13 protein-coding genes and 1 pseudogene are annotated in these 17,123 nt (G+C 69.8%); 11 read left to right on the top strand and 3 right to left on the bottom strand.

Translation table 11 applies throughout. The annotated features are described in order from the left end of the window. Positions 1-20: 20 nt before the first annotated feature. Positions 21-2,141 (top strand): beta-galactosidase, encoded by a 2,121-nt coding sequence (locus ACIRHA_RS38635; RefSeq protein ID WP_403855723.1) that lies wholly within the window; start codon positions 21-23, stop codon positions 2,139-2,141. A gap of 275 nt (positions 2,142-2,416) precedes the next feature. Here ACIRHA_RS38635 and ACIRHA_RS38630 read toward each other — a convergent pair whose 3' ends face one another. Further along, the gene (locus tag ACIRHA_RS38630; RefSeq protein WP_403855925.1) at positions 2,417-3,412 is read right to left on the bottom strand and encodes a LacI family DNA-binding transcriptional regulator; all 996 of its coding nucleotides are present in this window, start codon (positions 3,410-3,412) and stop codon (positions 2,417-2,419) included. Positions 3,413-3,649: 237 nt separating this feature from the next. On the opposite strand from ACIRHA_RS38630, the gene iolC reads away from it, so the two are divergent. Genes iolC through ACIRHA_RS38585 form a run of 9 tightly spaced genes read left to right on the top strand, consistent with a single transcriptional unit; the run spans position 3,650 to position 14,159 of the window. After that, positions 3,650-4,603 carry a 5-dehydro-2-deoxygluconokinase gene (iolC, locus tag ACIRHA_RS38625; protein ID WP_403855721.1) on the top strand — a complete coding sequence of 318 codons (954 nt, stop codon included), beginning with the start codon at positions 3,650-3,652 and terminating at the stop codon, positions 4,601-4,603. Continuing rightward, positions 4,593-5,492, top strand: coding sequence for an aldolase (locus ACIRHA_RS38620; RefSeq protein WP_403855720.1), 900 nt, complete (start codon positions 4,593-4,595; stop codon positions 5,490-5,492). Before iolC ends, ACIRHA_RS38620 begins: the two co-directional genes overlap by 11 nt. Continuing rightward, on the top strand, positions 5,489-6,382 hold the full coding sequence (iolB, locus tag ACIRHA_RS38615) for a 5-deoxy-glucuronate isomerase (RefSeq protein ID WP_403855718.1): 894 nt from the start codon (positions 5,489-5,491) through the stop codon (positions 6,380-6,382). Before ACIRHA_RS38620 ends, iolB begins: the two co-directional genes overlap by 4 nt. After that, positions 6,379-8,262, top strand: coding sequence for a 3D-(3,5/4)-trihydroxycyclohexane-1,2-dione acylhydrolase (decyclizing) (gene iolD / locus ACIRHA_RS38610; protein WP_403855716.1), 1,884 nt, complete (start codon positions 6,379-6,381; stop codon positions 8,260-8,262). The genes iolB and iolD overlap by 4 nt, the downstream gene beginning before the upstream one ends. Before the next feature lie 46 nt (positions 8,263-8,308). Then, complete coding sequence (locus tag ACIRHA_RS38605) at positions 8,309-9,808, top strand: CoA-acylating methylmalonate-semialdehyde dehydrogenase (protein WP_403855714.1); 1,500 nt, start codon at positions 8,309-8,311, stop codon at positions 9,806-9,808. A 32-nt stretch (positions 9,809-9,840) separates the two neighbouring features. Then, positions 9,841-10,791 carry a TIM barrel protein gene (locus ACIRHA_RS38600; protein ID WP_403855712.1) on the top strand — a complete coding sequence of 317 codons (951 nt, stop codon included), beginning with the start codon at positions 9,841-9,843 and terminating at the stop codon, positions 10,789-10,791. 9 nt (positions 10,792-10,800) lie between these two features. Beyond that, positions 10,801-12,228, top strand: a complete 1,428-nt coding sequence (locus ACIRHA_RS38595; protein ID WP_403855710.1) for a sugar porter family MFS transporter — start codon at positions 10,801-10,803, stop codon at positions 12,226-12,228. A gap of 42 nt (positions 12,229-12,270) precedes the next feature. Next, the gene (locus ACIRHA_RS38590; RefSeq protein WP_403855708.1) at positions 12,271-13,293 is read left to right on the top strand and encodes a Gfo/Idh/MocA family protein; all 1,023 of its coding nucleotides are present in this window, start codon (positions 12,271-12,273) and stop codon (positions 13,291-13,293) included. After that, positions 13,290-14,159 carry a sugar phosphate isomerase/epimerase family protein gene (locus ACIRHA_RS38585; protein ID WP_403855706.1) on the top strand — a complete coding sequence of 290 codons (870 nt, stop codon included), beginning with the start codon at positions 13,290-13,292 and terminating at the stop codon, positions 14,157-14,159. Before ACIRHA_RS38590 ends, ACIRHA_RS38585 begins: the two co-directional genes overlap by 4 nt. A gap of 129 nt (positions 14,160-14,288) precedes the next feature. Here ACIRHA_RS38585 and ACIRHA_RS38580 read toward each other — a convergent pair whose 3' ends face one another. After that, the gene (locus ACIRHA_RS38580) at positions 14,289-15,650 is read right to left on the bottom strand and encodes an MFS transporter (RefSeq protein WP_403855704.1); all 1,362 of its coding nucleotides are present in this window, start codon (positions 15,648-15,650) and stop codon (positions 14,289-14,291) included. A gap of 337 nt (positions 15,651-15,987) precedes the next feature. Further along, positions 15,988-16,095: pseudogene (locus ACIRHA_RS38575) on the bottom strand (transposase); the annotation flags it as partial. Between the two features lie 116 nt (positions 16,096-16,211). On the opposite strand from ACIRHA_RS38575, the gene ACIRHA_RS38570 reads away from it, so the two are divergent. Further along, positions 16,212-17,093, top strand: a complete 882-nt coding sequence (locus tag ACIRHA_RS38570) for an alpha/beta fold hydrolase (RefSeq protein ID WP_403855702.1) — start codon at positions 16,212-16,214, stop codon at positions 17,091-17,093. Positions 17,094-17,123 lie beyond the last annotated feature (30 nt).

Raw genomic sequence — 17,123 nt, 5'->3', positions numbered from 1 at the left:
GCCTCCAGGAGGCTCCCTTCATGGCGGACCTGCCCGCCCGCGTCCTCTTCGGCGCCGCGTACTACCACGAGTACCGACCCCCATACGGCGACGAACAGGCCGAGGAACAGCTCAAGACCGACCTCGACCTCATGACCGAGGCACGCTTCACCGTCATCCGCGTCGGTGAATCGGTGTGGTCGACGTGGGAACCGGACAACGGCGTTTTCGACCTCGACTGGCTCCAACCTGTCCTCGACGGCGCCCACGAGCGTGGCATCTCCGTCATCCTCGGCACCCCGACCTACGCGGTGCCGCCCTGGCTCGCACGCCAGTACCCGGAGATCGCGGGGGAGCGGCGCACCGGCGAACGCATCGCGTGGGGTGCCCGCCAGGAGGTCGACTACACCCACCCCGCCTTCCTCTTCCACGCCGAGCGGGTGATCCGCCGCATCCTCGCCCGCTACGCACAGCACCCGGCGGTCATCGGGTTCCAGGTCGACAACGAGCCCGGCCTGGAGCTCTTCCACAACCACGGCGTCTTTCAGCGCTTCACCGACCACCTCCGCCACACGTACGGCGACGTGGAGACCTTCAACCGCGAGTGGGGCCTTGTCTACTGGTCGCACCGCCTGACCACCTGGGCCGACCTGTGGCGCCCTGACGGCAACACCCAGCCGCAGTACGACGTCGCCTGGCGGGCGTTCCAAGCCCGCCTGACCACCGAGTTCATCGCGTGGCAGGCCGGCATCGTCCGCGAGTTCGCCCGCCCCGAGCAGTTCGTCACCACCTGCGTCTCCTATCCCCGCCCGGGAATCGAGGACCACGAACTGAACGAGTCCCTGGACATCGCCGCGGGCAACCCCTACTACGGCATGCAGGACGTCCTGGCGCACGACCAACGCGCCTGGTGCCTCTCCCGGATCGGGGACTGGATGTACGCCTCGCGCCAGGCGCCGTTCCTGGTGACCGAGACCAACGCCGGCACCGTCGGCCCGTCCTGGATCAACCTGCCCGCCTACGACGGCCAGTGGCGCCAGGCGGCGTGGGCCCTGGTCGCACGCGGGGCGCGGATGATCGAGTACTGGCACTGGCACAGCCTGCACTTCGGCGCCGAGACCTACGTCGGCGGCATCCTCCCGCACAGCGGTCGCCTCGGCCGCATATACGCCGAACTGGCCTGTCTGGGAGCGGAGTTCGAGGCCGCGGGCCCCCTGGTGGCGGGGCTCGAACCGGACGCGGATCTCACCTTCGTCCACTCGACGCCCAGCAAGTGGCTGATGCAGAAGTACCCGCCGCTGGCCGACTCCGGCTTCGGGCCGGACGCGAACGCCTACGACGGGATCTTCGACCCCTTCTACCGCGGCGCCTTCGAGGCGGGACGTCAGGTACGGATCGTGCACGCCCGCCAACTGCACGACCCGAACGGCGAACGCCCGGGACCGAGCCCTGAAGAGGCGGCACGCCGTCACCCCGTCCTCGTCGTCCCGGCGCTGTACCTCGCCGCCGACACCACCCTCGACTGGTTCGCGGCCTACGCACACGCGGGCGGCCACCTGGTACTCGGACCGCGCACCGGCTACGCCGACCACGAGGGCCGGGCCCGGCAGGAACCCGCCCCGGGACGGCTGGTAGAGGCCGCCGGGGCGAGCTACGAGGAGTTCAGCAACCTCACCGCCGACATTCCGCTGCGTGCGACCCCGGCCGGCCCGCTGACCCTCACCGAACAGGCCACGGCCACCCGCTGGGCCAACGGGCTCACCGCCATTGACGCGGACGTCCTCGCCACGTACGACCATCCGCACTTCGGGCGCTGGGCCGCTGTCACCACCCGCAACCACGGCGCGGGCCGGATCACCTGCGTCGGAACGGTCCCGGGCCGTGACCTCGCCCGCGCGCTGGCCACCTGGCTCGCCCCCGTCCCGTGCAGTGGCTGGACCGATCTGCCGCCCTCGGTCTACGTCGCCACCGGCACCTCCCCGGACGGCCGCCGCGTCCATGTCGTGCACAACTGGAGCTGGGACTCCGTGCACGTCACGGCACCGACGGCGCTGACGGACGCACTGGACGGCACGGCCGTACCCGCCGGCGCGCCGCTACTCCTGACCGCCTGGGACGTACGCGTCTTCGTGGGCGCCAACGACGAACGCGTGGAGGCCTGAGAGTCCCGATTCCGTACCACTTCCGTACCGCGAATACTGTCTCTCGGCCGCTTCCTGACCGCCTTCTTCGATGAGGCTGAGGCGGCGCCGCTCGCAGCGAGTGGCATCAACTACGCCCGTATCCCCGTCAATTGCCGTCACTGTCGGCGTACGACCTCATCTGGCCCTGGCAAGACTTTCGTGACGTCGGGCTGTGCCCCTGTGCGCCGACCACCACACCAATGGTGTCCGTCAAGCGGAACAAACTCAGACGGCCTGTGAGGCTAGTCAATTCATCAGTCCCGACGTACGGGCCCGCTCGTCCCGCGCACCACCAGCTTCGGTTCGAGGGCCACCTCGCGCGGATCCAACTCCCCGTTGTCCAGCCGCTCCATGGCGAACCGCACCGCGTGCTCCGCCATGAGGACGGCGTCCTGACGCACCGTGGTCAGGCCGACCGGCATCAGATGGGAGAGGTGGCTGTCGTCGTAGCCCACGACGGAGACCTCGCCCGGGACATCGACGCCGGCCCGTGCGAACGTCATCAACAGGCCCATGGCGCAGCGGTCGTTGCCCGCGAGGATCGCCGTCGGCAGTGACCGGCCCGCATTGCGCTCTGCCAGGAGTCGGCGGCCGGTCTCGATACCGGAGTCCTCGGTGTGTTCACCGGGGATGACGCACAGTTCCGAGGTGAGTCCGTGGCGGCGCATCGCCGCCCGGTAGGCGCGCCTGCGCTCGGCCGAGCCTGGCCCGCGTCCGCCGTCGACGTGCACGATCCTGCGGTGCCCCAGTTCGACGAGGTGCTCCATGACCTGGCGCACACCCTTGCCCTCAGAGGTGTGCACGCTGTCGACGCGGGCACCGGGCACGCGTCGCCCCACGGCGACGGTGGCGGTGCGGTGGCCGAGCGCGTCGAGGTCCGCGACCGGGGCGTCCGGCCCCAAGAGGATCACTGCCTCGCAGCGGTGCCCAAGGAGGGCCTCCACCGCTCGCGCCTCGTCCCGCCCGGGGGCGTTGGCGGACAGCAGCACCTCGTAGCCGAGCCGGTCGGCCTCCGGGTAGATGGCCTCGACCAGGTCGGCCTGGAAGGACTGGTGGACGGTGACCATCACGCCGAGGGTGCGGCTGCGGCCGCGGGCCAGCAGCTGGGCAGCGTTGTCGGGGCGGTAGCCGATCTCGTCGGCGACGCGCAGCACCCGCTCCCGTGTCTCCTCGCCGGCCCCTGGCTGCCCGCGGAAGACGATCGAAACCAGCGCCCGCGACACCCCCGCCTTGGCGGCGACGTCCGCCATGGTGGGGCGTCGGCTGCGTGATGCTGTCACCGTGGACCGTCCTCCCGCCGTCGGGGATACCGGAAATCCCGCGGCAACAAACTCTTGACATGACATTTGGACAGAGGTCATCGTACTCGCACTAGAGCGCGCTAGTAGAGCGCGACAGTAGATCTGGTGAAACGCCGTCCGTGCCCCGCTCACGACAGCCGGACACCTGCAATACCCCGGATCTCCGGAGCGAAGGGACCCTGCGTGATGTCGTTCGAAGTGCTGACCATGGGACGGGTGGGTGTGGACGTGTATCCGCACCAGACCGGTGTGGGACTGGCCGAGGTCTCCTCGTTCGGGAAGTACCTGGGCGGCAGCCCCACCAACGTGGCGGTGGCGGCGGCCCGTTACGGACACAGCGCCTCGGTCGTCACCAAGACGGGACGCGACCCGTTCGGCGATTTCGTGCGTACCGCGCTTGACGGGTACGGCGTCGATACGGGGTTCGTCGGGACGTCGGAGATCGCGCCGACCCCGGTGACGTTCTGCGAGATCTTCCCTCCGGACGACTTCCCGCTGTACTTCTACCGACAGCCCAAGGCTCCTGACCTGGACATCCGGCCGGACGAGCTGGATCTGGGCGCCATCCGCGACGCCCGGATCTTCTGGGTGACCGGCACCGGGCTGAGCGAGGAGCCGTCGCGGTCGGCGACGCTGGCCGCGCTCGCGCACCGGGCCACCACCGGGACGACGGTCTTCGACCTGGACTGGCGGCCGATGTTCTGGTCTGACCCGGCCGAGGCCCGGACGTACTACCGCGAGGCACTCGCACACACCACCGTGGCCGTCGGCAACCGCGACGAGTGCGAGGTGGCCACCGGTGAGCGCGAGCCGCATGCCGCGGCAAAGGCCTTGCTGGCAGCGGGAGTTGACCTCGCCGTGGTGAAGCAGGGCCCCAAGGGCGTGCTGGCGATGGACCGTTACGGGGAGGTAGCCGAGATCCCGCCCGTGCCGGTGGACGTGGTCAATGGGCTCGGCGCCGGCGACGCGTTCGGCGGCGCCCTTTGCCACGGACTGCTGTCCGGCTGGGACGTGCGCCGCACGGTGTCGTTCGCCAATGCCGCCGGCGCGCTGGTCGCCGGGCAGCTGGCCTGCTCGGACGCCATGCCCACCGAATCCGAGGTCGAAGAGAAGCTGCGTGAGGTGCACAGTGCCGTCTGAGCTGTTCAAGCCGTCCAAGCCGTCCGGCAAGGTGAGCCGGATTGTGGATGCCAGGGTCAAGGACCCGGGCGCGATCGCGGCGGCCGCCGCTCGCCGGGTGAAAGCGACGTCCCCGTTCGGTGAGCATGGCAAGGCGATGATCATTGCCGCGGACCATCCGGCGCGGGGCGCCAACGCGGTGGGCGGCGATCCTTCCGCGATGGCGGACCGCTTCGAGCTGCTCGAGCGGATGTGCATCGCGCTGGAACGGCCGGGTGTCACCGGGGTGTTGGCGACGGCCGACATCCTGGAGGACCTGCTCCTGCTGGGCGTTCTGGACGGGAAGAGTGTCTTCGGGTCGATGAACCGGGGCGGGCTCGCGGGTTCGGTCTTCGAGATCGACGACCGGTTCACCGGGTACGACGCGGAGACGATCGACGCGATGGACTTCGACGGCGGCAAGATGCTCACCCGCATCGCCCTCGACGACCCGGCGACGCCGTCCGCCCTGGAGAACACGGCCCGCGCCGTCGACGAACTGAACGACCGTCACCTCATCGCGATGGTCGAGCCGTTCCTGTCTTCCTGGCAGGACGGGAAGATCCGCAACGACCTCTCCACCGAAGCCGTCATCAAGTCCGTCACCATCGCCGCCGGGCTCGGCCGGCGCAGCGCCTACACCTGGCTGAAGCTGCCGGTCGTGCCGGACATGGAGCGAGTCCTGGCGGCCTCGACGCTGCCGGCGGTGCTGCTGGGCGGGGAGGTCAAGGATCCGGAGACGGCGTTCGCCTCATGGGGGAAGGCGTTGAAGGAGCCCACGGCACAGGGGCTGACCGTCGGCCGGTCCCTGCTCTACCCCGCGGACGGCGACGTCGCCGGCGCCGTGGACCGGGCGGTGAGCCTGCTGTGAACCACACCGACACCGCCAAGTACCGCCTGCCCAAGGGCACTTCGGGCACCGGCGCGTACGAACTCGACGTCACGCCCGAGTCCGCAGGATGGGGCCACTCCGGCCTCGGGATCGTGAACCTGGGCCCCGGCGAGACGCACACCCTGAACACCGGGGAAGCCGAGTTCCTGGTGCTTCCGCTTGAGGGCGGCTGCACCGTCACGGTAGGCGATCACGTCTTCGAGCTCGCGGGCCGAAGTGGTGTGTTCGCCGCAGCCACCGACTTCGCGTACGTGCCGCGCGGCGCGCAGGCGCTGATCAGCAGTGCGGCCGGGGGCCGGTTCGCGCTGCCCTCGGCGCTCACCGAGCGTGCCCTGCCGGCCCGGTACGGCCCCAGGGAGAACGTGCCGGTGGAGCTGCGCGGCGCGGGCGCCTGTTCGCGGCAGGTCAACAACTACTGCCTGCCGGGCACGTTCGAGGCCGATCAGCTGCTGGTGTGCGAGGTGCTGACGCCGGGCGGCAACTGGTCGTCGTACCCGCCGCACAAGCACGACGCAGTCCGCACCGACGCCGACGGCACTCCGGTGGAGTCGGAGCTGGAGGAGATCTACTACTTCGAGGTCTCCGGCGGCCCGGACGGCTTCGCCTACCAGCGCGTGTACGGCACCGAGGACCGGCCCCTGGACGTGCTGGCCGAGGTGCGCTCGGGCGACACCGTGCTGATCCCACACGGCTGGCACGGCCCGTCGATCGCGGCCCCGGGCTACGACCTGTACTACCTCAACGTCATGGCGGGCCCTGGCCAGGACCGCGCCTGGCTGATCTGCGACGACCCCGCGCACGGCTGGGTCCGCGACACATGGGCGTCCCAGGACGTCGACGACCGGCTTCCCTTCGGAGAGCAGCGATGAACACCGTACGACTCACGACTGCTCAGGCCCTGGTGCGCTTCCTGGCCAACCAGTACAGCGAGCGCGATGGCCAGGAGCAGCGCCTGATCCCCGGCGCCTGGGGCATCTTCGGACACGGCAACGTGGCGGGCACCGGGCAGGCCCTGTTGCAGGCCGCGCTGACCCAAGAGGCCGATCTGCCGTACTACTTGGCCCGCAATGAGCAGGGCATGGTGCATGCGGCCGTCGCCTACGCGAAGATGCGCGACCGGTTGTCCGCGTTCGCGTGCGCCGCGTCGACGGGGCCCGGATCCACGAACATGATCACGGGTGCGGCGCTCGCGACGACGAACCGGCTTCCGGTGCTGCTGCTGCCCTCCGACATGTTCGCCACCCGCGCCGCCGACCCGGTGCTGCAGCAGTTGGAGGACACGAGGGCCGGGGATGTCACCGTCAACGACGCCTTCCGTTCCGTGTCGAAGTACTTCGACCGGATCACCCGGCCCGAGCAGCTGATCCCGGCGGCGCTGGCGGCGATGCGGGTGCTGAGCGATCCGGTCGAGACGGGTGCGGTCACCCTTGCCCTTCCGCAGGATGTGCAGGCGGAGGCGTACGACTGGCCGGTGGCCTTCTTCCGGCGCCGGGTGTGGCACGTTGGCCGGCCGGTGCCGGAGCCGGCCGCCGTCGAGCGGGCCGCCGCCCTGTTGCGGGGCGCGAAGAAGCCGCTGATCGTGGCGGGCGGCGGCGCCGTGTACTCCGGAGCGGAGACAGCCCTGCGGGCGTTCGCGGAGGCCACCGGGATCCCGGTCGCCGACACCCACGCCGGCAAGGGCGCGGTGGCGTGGGATCACCCGTGCGCGGCCGGCGGCCTCGGCTCGACCGGCGCGTACGCGGCGAACGAGCTGGCGCGCGAAGCCGACGTGGTGCTTGGTATCGGCACCCGCTACTCCGACTTCACCACCGCGAGCCACACCGTCTTCGGCAACCCGGACGTCACGTTCCTCAACCTCAACGTCGCCCGCCTCGACGCGGTGAAGCACTCCGCCGAGCCGCTCGTCGCCGACGCCCGCCTCGGCATCGAGGCGCTGTCCGAGGCGCTGGACGACTGGTCGGTGGAGCCGGAGTACCGCGAGCACACCCGTCAACTCATCGCCCGCACCCGGGAGATCGAGGAGGAGTGCTTCGCACCCGACCGCAACACCGGTGTCCTGCCCGCCCAGACGCAGATCCTCGGCGCGCTCAACGCGACGCTCGACGACCGCGCCGTGGTCATCAACGCCGCCGGGTCGATGCCTGGTGACCTCCAGCAGCTGTGGCGGGCCCGCGACCCGAAGGCGTACCACGTCGAGTACGCGTACTCCTGCATGGGATACGAGGTCGCGGCCGGCGTCGGCGCCAAGATGGCGGCTCCGGACCGCGAGGTCGTCGTCCTGGTCGGCGACGGCTCGTACCTGATGATGGCTCAGGAGATCGTGACGATGGTCTCCGAGGGCCTGAAGGTCATCATCGTCCTCGTCCAGAACCACGGCTTCGCCTCCATCGGCGCGCTCTCGGAGTCACTCGGCTCGCAGCGATTCGGCACCAAATACCGCTACCGCGACGGCCGTTCGGGTCAGCTCGACGGTGACACCCTCCCCGTCGACCTCGCCGCGAACGCCGCCTCACTCGGAGCGGACGTCCTGCACGCAGCCTCCGTGGACGACTTCCGCGCGGCGATGGACAAGGCCAAGGCCGCCGAGCGGACCACGGTCGTGCACGTCGAGACCGACCTGTACGGGCCCAACCCGCCCGGCCACGGCTGGTGGGACGTCCCCGTCAGCGAGGTCTCCGCCCTCGACTCCACACGCACCGCATACGCGACGTACGCCGACCACAAGCGCGCCCAGCGCCACTACCTCTGATCTCCCGGCTCCCCCGACCCCCTGATCTCCGACAAGGACCCTGATCGTGAACACCATCCCGCACTGGATCAACGGCGCCCCCGCCACACCTGCCGCCGACACCCGTACCGCCCCCGTCTACAACCCGGCCACCGGCGCCGAGCAGGCCCGCGTCGCCCTCGCCGGCCACGCCGACATCAACGCCGCCGTCACCGCAGCGACCGCCGCCTTCGACTCCTGGTCGCAGTCCTCGATCTCCCAGCGCACCACGGTCCTTTTCGCCTTCCGCCAGCTGCTGATCGAGCACGAGGAGGAGCTGGGCCGGATCATCTCCGCGGAGCACGGCAAGACCGTCGACGACGCCCGCGGTGAGATCGCCCGCGGCCGTGAGGTCGTCGAGTACGCCTGCGGCCTCGGCGACGTCCTCAAGGGCGGCTTCTCCGGGCAGGTCTCGCGCGGCATCGACGTGCACGACTTCCGCGAACCGCTCGGCGTCGTCGCGGGCATCACCCCGTTCAACTTCCCGGCCATGGTGCCGTTGTGGATGCACCCCATCGCGATCGCGACCGGCAACACGTTCATCCTCAAGCCCAGCGAGCGCGACCCCTCGGCCGCCAACTTCGTCGCCGGCCTGTACCAGAGGGCCGGCCTGCCCGACGGTGTCTTCAACGTCGTGCACGGCGACAAGACCGCCGTCGACGCCCTCCTCACCCACTCCGGGATCAGCTCGGTCTCCTTTGTCGGCTCCACCCCCATCGCCAAGTACGTGCATGAGACGGCGACGGCGAACGGCAAGCGCGTCCAGGCCCTCGGCGGTGCGAAGAACCACGCCGTCGTCCTGCCCGACGCCGACCTGGAGTTCGCCGGTAGCCACATCACAGCCGGCGCGTACGGCTCGGCCGGCGAGCGCTGCATGGCCCTGTCCGTCGCGGTCGCCGTCGGCGACGCCGCCGACCGCCTCCTGCCCGTCCTCCAGCGCAAGGCCGAAGAGGTGCGGGTCGGACCCGGTGACACTCCCGGCACCGACATGGGACCGCTGATCACGGCCGCCGCTCGCGAGCGTGTCGAGAGCGCCGTCGCCGCGGCCCCCGGCCAGGGCGCCACCGTCGTCGTCGACGGCCGCGGCCTCAAGGTCGACGGCTACGAGAACGGCTTCTTCACCGGCCCGTCCCTCCTGGACCATGTCACCACCGCCATGGACGCCTACCAGGACGAACTGTTCGGCCCGGTCCTGGCCGTCGTCCGCGTGGAGACCCTCGACGAGGCCATCGCGCTGATCAACGCCAACCCGTACGGCAACGGCACCGCCGTCTTCACCTCCTCCGGTGAGGCCGCCCGGCGTTTCCAGCGCGGCGTCAAGGTCGGCATGATCGGTGTGAACGTCCCCGTCCCCGTCCCGATGTCCTACTACTCCTTCGGCGGCTGGAAGGACTCCCTCATCGGCGACTCCCCCATCCACGGACCTGAGGGCGTCCGCTTCTACACCCGCCCCAAGGTCGTCACCACCCGCTGGCCGCAGCCCGCACAACACGAGGCCGCAGGCTTCACCTTCCCCACCTCCAACTGACCGCCCACACAACTCCCCTTCTGGAGGTCGACATGGCAACGGCGCCGTCCCCTCTCCGCACCACAGCGGGCAATCTCTGTCTCGGTTCCGCCCCCGACTCGTGGGGCATCTGGTTCCCCGAGGACGAGCAGCAGGTCCCGTACACCCGCTTCCTCGACGAACTCGCCCGGGCCGGATACGAGTGGCTGGAGCTCGGCCCGTACGGCTACCTGCCCACCGAACCCGCCCTCCTGGCCCAGGAGTTGACGACTCGCGGCCTCAAGGTGTCCGGTGGCACCGCGTTCGGCGCGCTGCACCGGCCCGAGGCGTGGGACGACATGCTCGCCCACGTACGCCAGGTCGCCACGCTGACCGCCGCGGCCGGGGCACACCACCTGGTGCTCATCCCGCCCATGTACCGGGACGAGAAGACCGGTGACTACACCGAGTCGCCCGAGCTGACCGCCGCGCAGTGGGCCGGTTTCGGCAAGGCGGCCGACCGGCTCGGCAAGCTGCTGCTCGACGAGTACGACATCCGGCTCGTCCTGCACCCGCACGCCGACAGCCACATCCAGACCCAGCCGGAGATCGAGCGGCTCCTCAACGAGTCCGACAGCCGGTACACGAACCTGTGCCTGGACACCGGACACGTCGCGTACGGCGGCGGCGACAACCTCGACCTGATCCGCCGCTTCGGCGAGCGCGTCGGCTACGTCCACATCAAGCAGATGGACCCGGCAGTCCTCGCCCAGGTCGCCGCCGAGAAGCTGTCGTTCGGTGAGGCCGTCAAGCGCGGAGTGTGCGTCTCGCCCCCGGCCGGCGTACCGAACCCGGCCGATGTCGTGGCCGAACTCTCCCGCCTGGACGCGGAGTTGTACGTCATCGTCGAGCAGGACCTGTACCCGTGTGCTCCCGATGTGCCGCTGCCCATCGCGGTACAGACCCGCGAGCACCTGGCCGGCTGCGGCCTCACCGGAACCCGCCGACCGACCCTCACCCGGTAGGAGGCGGCCATGGACGTCACGGACGACGCGCCCACGGCACCCCCGGCACCCGGCCACGAGCCGCCGCCCCGCGCCGTCTCCCGGCGGCTGCGCGTGATCACCCTCGTCGCCACTTTCGGCGGCCTGCTGTTCGGCTACGACACCGGCGTCATCAACGGCGCGCTGCCGTACATGACCGACGACCTCGGCCTCACCCCCGTCACCGAGGGCATGGTCACCAGCTCGCTGCTGCTCGGCGCCGCGTTCGGCGCGGTCATCGGCGGCCGGCTCTCCGATGCCCGCGGCCGGCGGCGCACCATCCTCTGCCTCGCCGTGCTGTTCTTCGGCGGCGCGCTGGGCGCCACTCTCGCGCCGACGACCGAGACACTGATCGCGGCCCGGTTCCTGCTCGGCCTCGCGGTCGGCGGGGCCTCGGTCACGGTGCCCGTGTATCTCGCGGAGGTGTCCCCCGCCGAGCGCCGCGGCGCCCTCGTCACCCGCAATGAACTCATGATCGTGAGCGGCCAGTTGCTGGCCTTCACCTTCAACGCGATCATCGCGCGCATCGGCGGCGAGTCCGGTGGTGTCTGGCGCTACATGCTGGTCATCGCGACGCTGCCCGCGGTGGTGCTGTGGTTCGGGATGCTCGTGATGCCGGAGAGCCCGCGCTGGCTGGCCTCGCAGACCCGCTTCGCCGAGGCGCTCGCCGTGCTGCGGCAGGTGCGTTCCGAGGCGCGGGCTCAGGCCGAGCTGAGCGAGGTGACGGCGCTCGCAGCCCAGGACGACCAGGAGAAGCTCGGCGGCTGGCGGGACATGCGGGCCACCCCGTGGGTGCGCAAGCTGATGTTCGTCGGCTTCGGCATCGCGATGGTGCAGCAGCTCACCGGCGTGAACACGATCATGTATTACGGCACCCAGATCCTCACCGACTCCGGGCTCGCCTCCGACAGCGCACTGACGGCGAACATCGCCAACGGTGTCATCTCCGTGCTCGCCACGTTCGTCGGCATCTGGCTGCTCGGCCGGGTGCCGCGCCGCCCGATGCTGCTGACCGGCGTGGCCGGCACCACCACGGCGCTGCTCCTGATCGGCGTCTTCTCGCTGATCCTGCCCGAAGGCCCGGGGCGCGCCCTCGCCGTGCTCGCCATGACCGTCACCTTCCTCGCGTTCCAGCAGGGCGCGGTGTCCCCGGTGACCTGGCTGATGCTCTCGGAGATCTTCCCGGGCCGGATGCGCGCGTTCGGGATGGGTATCGCGGCGGTGGTGCTGTGGCTGACCAACTTCTGCGTCGGCCTGCTCTTCCCCTCGCTGGTCTCCGCGCTCGGCATCTCGGCCACGTTCTTCCTGTTCGTGGTCGCCGGCCTGGCCTCGCTCGCCTTCGTCAAGCGGTACGTGCCCGAGACCAGGGGCCGCACCCTCGAAACCCTGGAGGCGGAACTCCGCGCCCGCTTCTCCTGAACACCCCCTCTGCACAAGCCTGTTGAAAGGCAGCTCGACATCATGACTGTACGTATAGGCGTCATCGGCGCCGGCTGGATCGGCCAGGAGCACATCCGCCGCCTCACCGAGACCATCGCCGGGGCCCAGGTCACCGCCGTCACCGACATCGACGCGGAGCGCGCGGCCCAGGCCGCCAAGACCGCCGGCGCACAGGTGCACCCCGACGGCGCCGCGCTGATCGCCGCCGACGACGTCGATGCCGTCCTCGTCACCTCCTGGGGTCCCACCCACGCCGAACACGTCCTTGGCGCCATCGCCGCCGGCAAGCCCGTCTTTTGCGAGAAGCCCCTCGCCACCACATCCGAGGACTGCCTGAAGATCGTCGAAGCGGAACAGGCGCACGGCCGCCGCCTCGTCCAGGTGGGCTTCATGCGCCGCTTCGACCAGGGCTACCGGCAGATGAAGGACGTCATCGCCTCCGGACGCATCGGCACCCCGCTCATCGTCCACTGCGCACACCGCAACGCGACGGTCCCCGCCTCGTACACCTCGGACATGGCCGCGCTCGACACGGCCGTGCACGAGATCGACGTGCTGCGCTGGCTCCTGGACGACGAGATCGTCTCCACCCAGGTCATCGCCCCGCGCGCGACCGCGAACAAGCACGAGCACCTCACCGACCCGCAGATCATGCTCTTCGAGACCGCGAAGGGCGTCCGCATCGACCTGGAGGTCTTCGTCAACTGCCGCTACGGCTACGACATCCAGTGCGAGACGGTCGGCGAGGAAGGCCTCGTCCGCCTGCCCGACCCGGCCGCCGTTGGTGTCCGCACGGCCGGCGCGCACAGCACCGCCGTCCTTCCCGACTGGACGGGCCGCTTCGCCGACGCCTTCGACACCGAGTTCCGCGAGTGGGTCGCGAACCTGGCCGCGGGCAATGAGCCCACCGGCCCGTCCGCCTGGGACGGCTACGCCGCCACCGTCATCACCGGCGCCACCGCCGAGGCCCTCACCTCCGGCCGCATCGTCCCCACCGACATCCCGAACCGCCCCGCCTTCTACGCCACCGGTGGTCACCAGTGAAGATCGCACTCGACCCCTACATGCTGCGCGACCTGCCCATCGACGAGATGGTGCGCACTGTCGCCGAACTCGGCTACGACTACATCGAGTTGTCGCCCCGCGACGACTTCATGCCGTTCTTCCTCCACCCCCGGGCGGACGACGAACGTGTAGCCGAACTCAAGACCGCCCTGCGCACGCACGGGGTGCAGTTGTCGTCCGTCCTGCCCCTGTACAAGTGGTCCTCACCCGACGAGACCGAGCGGCAGGCCGCCGTGCGCTACTGGAAGCGCATGATCGAGATCGCCGTCGAGCTCGAAGTCCCGCTGATGAACTCGGAGTTCAACGGCCGCCCGGAGAAGGCGACCGAGAGCGAAGCTTCCTTCTGGCGCTCCATGGACGAACTGCTCCCCGTCTTCGAGCGCGAGGGCGTCGCCCTCAACCTCGAAGCGCACCCGGACGACTTCTGCGAGGAGAACGTCCCCGCCGTCGAACTGGTCCGCGCCATCAACAAGCCCTGGGTCAACTACCTCTACTGCGCCCCGCACACCTTCCACCTGTCCGGTCCGGCCGACCCGAAGGCCGACATCGCGGCGATGATGCGCCACGCCGGTGACAAACTCCAGCACGTCCACATCGCCGACACGTTCAACCACAAGGGCTCGTCGGGCCTGCGCTACATCATGAACCCGCCCGGCACCCCGGCCCGCATCCACCAGCACCTCGACATCGGCCAGGGCGAGGTCGACTGGGACACCTTCTTCACCACCCTGCGCGAGATGGACTTCGACGGCGTCGCGACGGCCTGCGTCTTCGCTTGGGAGGAACGGGCCCGCGACTCCTCGTCCTTCATGCTCGACCGCATCCGCAAGGAACTCGTCGCCTGACGAACACGGCCGGACCCGACAGGTGCGGCCGTGCACCACCAGTCGCCTCCCTCGGTGAGACTTCTATGCGGCCGGTACGGCAGGCCCGCAAGACAGAAAGTACGGTCCCACGCCGGGTGACGTTCCCTCTCAGCCACTACGGGGGAGATGGCCCGGTTCGGCCTTCTGCAGGTCAGAATCGAGGTCCTGCTCGTTGCCCTGCTGGTAGCGCAGGATCACACATCCGGCGAGCGCCACCAGGCAGATGCCCGCGACGATCAGCAGCGCGCTGCTGACGCTGCCGGTGCGTTCCTGGACCTGGCCGAGGAGGGTGGGCGCGACGAACCCCCCGAGGTTACCGACCGAGTTGATCAGGGCGATGCCAGGGGCGACCATCGCTCCGGCCAGGTACTGCTGGGGGATGATGAAGGAGGAGGCCGCCACCTTGAAGCCGACCGTCGCGATGATCAGCATGACGACGGCCAGCACCGGTGAGGTGACGGCGGCGGCGCTGAGGCCGATCGCGGCCAGCAGGAACCCGGAGCCGAGGACCGTGCGGCGCAGTCCGGTGCGGTCGGATATCTGGCCGGCGGCCAGAATCGCGAAGAACGCCACGGCGAACGGCACCACCGAGATGACGCCGATTGTGAACTCGCTCAGTCCGCCGATGTCGCGCACGAAGTCGGGGAGCCAGAAGGTGACGGCGTACTGGGCGAGTTGGGCGGCGAAGTAGACGAAGCAGAACAGAAGCATCTGCGGGTCGCGGAGCATCGACCAGCGGGAGGGTGCCTTGTCACCCTTGGTCGCGACCCGCTCGGCCTCCTCGGCGGCGAGCCGGTCGATCAGTGCCGCTTTCTCCTCGTCCGAGAGCCAGGGGGCGTCCGACGGCTTGGAGACCAGCCAGGTCCACACCACAGCGCCGATGACGATGGCGGCGAGACCCTCGATCAGGAACATCCACTGCCAGCTGTGCAGCCCGAGCGTGTCGTCCATGCTCAGCAGGGCGCCGGAGAGCGGTCCCGCGATGACGGCGGCGATGGCCGACGCGGAGTAGAGCGCGGCGTTGGCGCGGCCGCGGATCGCGTTGGGGAACCACTGGGTGAAGTAGAAGATGACACCGGCGAAGAACCCGGCCTCGGCTGCGCCCAGGGCCATGCACAGCACGTAGAAGATGAGCTCGTTGTGCGCGAACATCATCAGCGCGGAGACCAGTCCCCAGCTGATCATGATGCGGGTGAGCCAGAACTTTGCGCCGTAGCGTTCGAGCAGGATGTTGCTCGGTATTTCGAAGATGGCGTACGTGACGAAGAAGAGGCCGGCGCCGAGACCGTAGGCGGCGGCGCCGATACCCGAGTCCGATTCCAGCGCGTCCTTGGCGAACCCGATGTTGACCCGGTCGATGTAGTTCACGACGAACATGACCATGGCCAGCGGGACGAGGTGCCAGTAGGCCTTTTTCATGGCAGAGGCCAGGGCCGGCGGATCGGTGACTGCTGAGGGAGAGTGCTTCATTGCACCTGCCTTGGGGCGAGTTGGGTCGGGCCCGACTCCCTCGTCTCCTCCCGTACCGACAACAGCCCCGGCGGAGCACCCTTCGGCGGGTACGGCATGTTCTGGACGCAGGACTCCATCGCCAAATTCGCGAAATTCCTCAACAACGACCACGGCACCGTCAACGGCAAGCAGCTGCTCGACCCGGCACTGCTCGCGGCCACCATGCAACGCACACCGGGGGACCGGGGCATGACCACCACCGGCACCAAGCCCATGAAGTACCAGAACAGCTTCTGGGGCCGGGAGTTCACCTCCGCCGCCCCCCCCTGCACCAGCCCCTTGCGGCGGTTACGGCGAGGTAGACGCACTTCAGAGCGGCCTGTTCCGTGGGGAAGTGTCCACGGAACAGGACGGCCTTGCGGATGCGGGCGTTGACCGACTCGATCGCGTTGGTCGTGCACACCCGGTACTTCGCGCCCCCGCCTACCCGCAGACCCAGGGTTCGGGCTGCCTGGCTGTAACGCTGGTGAAACGGGTGCAGCCGAACCTCAGGCATCGACCACGCCTGAGGAGGTACTGATGGAGGACGGCGACGCCGGGCTGTTGTATGTGACCGCTCCCGACGGGGCGAAGATCGCAGCTGAGGTCATCGTTCCCGCGCGGCCGGTGGTGGCGACGCTGCTGCTCGTCCCGGGGCTGGGGTACGGGCCGTGGAGTTGGGCGCCACAGCGAGCGGAGTTCGCCGCCGATTACCGGGTGGTGCTGCTCCACAACCGCGGGACCGGAGCGTCCGACGCCCCGGCGGGTCCGTATTCCATCGACACCTTGGCCGATGACGCGGCGGCCGTGCTGCGCTCGCTGGGCTCCCCGCCCACCCACGTGGTGGGTACGTCGATGGGGGGATACGTCTCGCTGCGGTTGGCGGCTGCGCATCCTGACCTGGTGGCGTCGGTGGTCGTGATCGCCAGTTCGCCAGGCGGCCCCGGCGCGCTGCCCGTCCCAGAGCGGACGGCCATGCTGTGGCGCGACCACGCGCACCTGACCGGCGAAGAGTTCGCGCGGCGGACCATGCCGAACTCCTTCGCTCCCGGCTGGACCGAAGCCCATTCCCGGGAGTACGCGGAGCTGCTGGCCGCCCGCATGGCGTCACCCGTGTCGCCGGAGGCCTGGGCGTCGCAGTCGGCGGCGTGCGCGGAGTTCCTCACCCACGGCCTGCGGGGTGTGGGACCTCATCAGCCGGTGACCGGCATTCACGGCACCGCCGATCGCGTCGTGCCGTTCGAGAATCTCGCCGAGCTCGGCCTGCAGCTCCCGCGGACGCAGCGGATCGCCCTCCCCGGCGCTGGTCATCTGTGCTGGCTGGAGCGTCCCGGGGACGTCAACGAGGCCATTCGTGACCACCTCGCGCGTGCTGGTGCCGTCCCCATCCCTGCCGAACCGACGTCCCTGGCGGCGTTGTAACTGCGGCGTAACGCCGTAGCCGCACCCTCA

Origin of the sequence: Streptomyces sp. NPDC102360 (assembly GCF_044766085.1) — a bacterium.
Classification (GTDB): Bacteria; Actinomycetota; Actinomycetes; order Streptomycetales; family Streptomycetaceae; genus Streptomyces.
This window is presented reverse-complemented; position numbering and strand designations above follow the sequence as displayed.

Coding starts and splice junctions, on each gene's coding strand:
- ACIRHA_RS38580 (WP_403855704.1), bottom strand. CDS start 15,650: ATGAAGCACTCTCCCTCAGCAGTCACCGATCCGCCGGCCCTGGCCTCT.
- iolD (WP_403855716.1), top strand. CDS start 6,379: ATGAACACCGTACGACTCACGACTGCTCAGGCCCTGGTGCGCTTCCTG.
- ACIRHA_RS38635 (WP_403855723.1), top strand. CDS start 21: ATGGCGGACCTGCCCGCCCGCGTCCTCTTCGGCGCCGCGTACTACCAC.
- ACIRHA_RS38570 (WP_403855702.1), top strand. CDS start 16,212: ATGGAGGACGGCGACGCCGGGCTGTTGTATGTGACCGCTCCCGACGGG.
- iolC (WP_403855721.1), top strand. CDS start 3,650: ATGTCGTTCGAAGTGCTGACCATGGGACGGGTGGGTGTGGACGTGTAT.
- ACIRHA_RS38590 (WP_403855708.1), top strand. CDS start 12,271: ATGACTGTACGTATAGGCGTCATCGGCGCCGGCTGGATCGGCCAGGAG.
- ACIRHA_RS38595 (WP_403855710.1), top strand. CDS start 10,801: ATGGACGTCACGGACGACGCGCCCACGGCACCCCCGGCACCCGGCCAC.
- ACIRHA_RS38600 (WP_403855712.1), top strand. CDS start 9,841: ATGGCAACGGCGCCGTCCCCTCTCCGCACCACAGCGGGCAATCTCTGT.
- ACIRHA_RS38630 (WP_403855925.1), bottom strand. CDS start 3,412: ATGGCGGACGTCGCCGCCAAGGCGGGGGTGTCGCGGGCGCTGGTTTCG.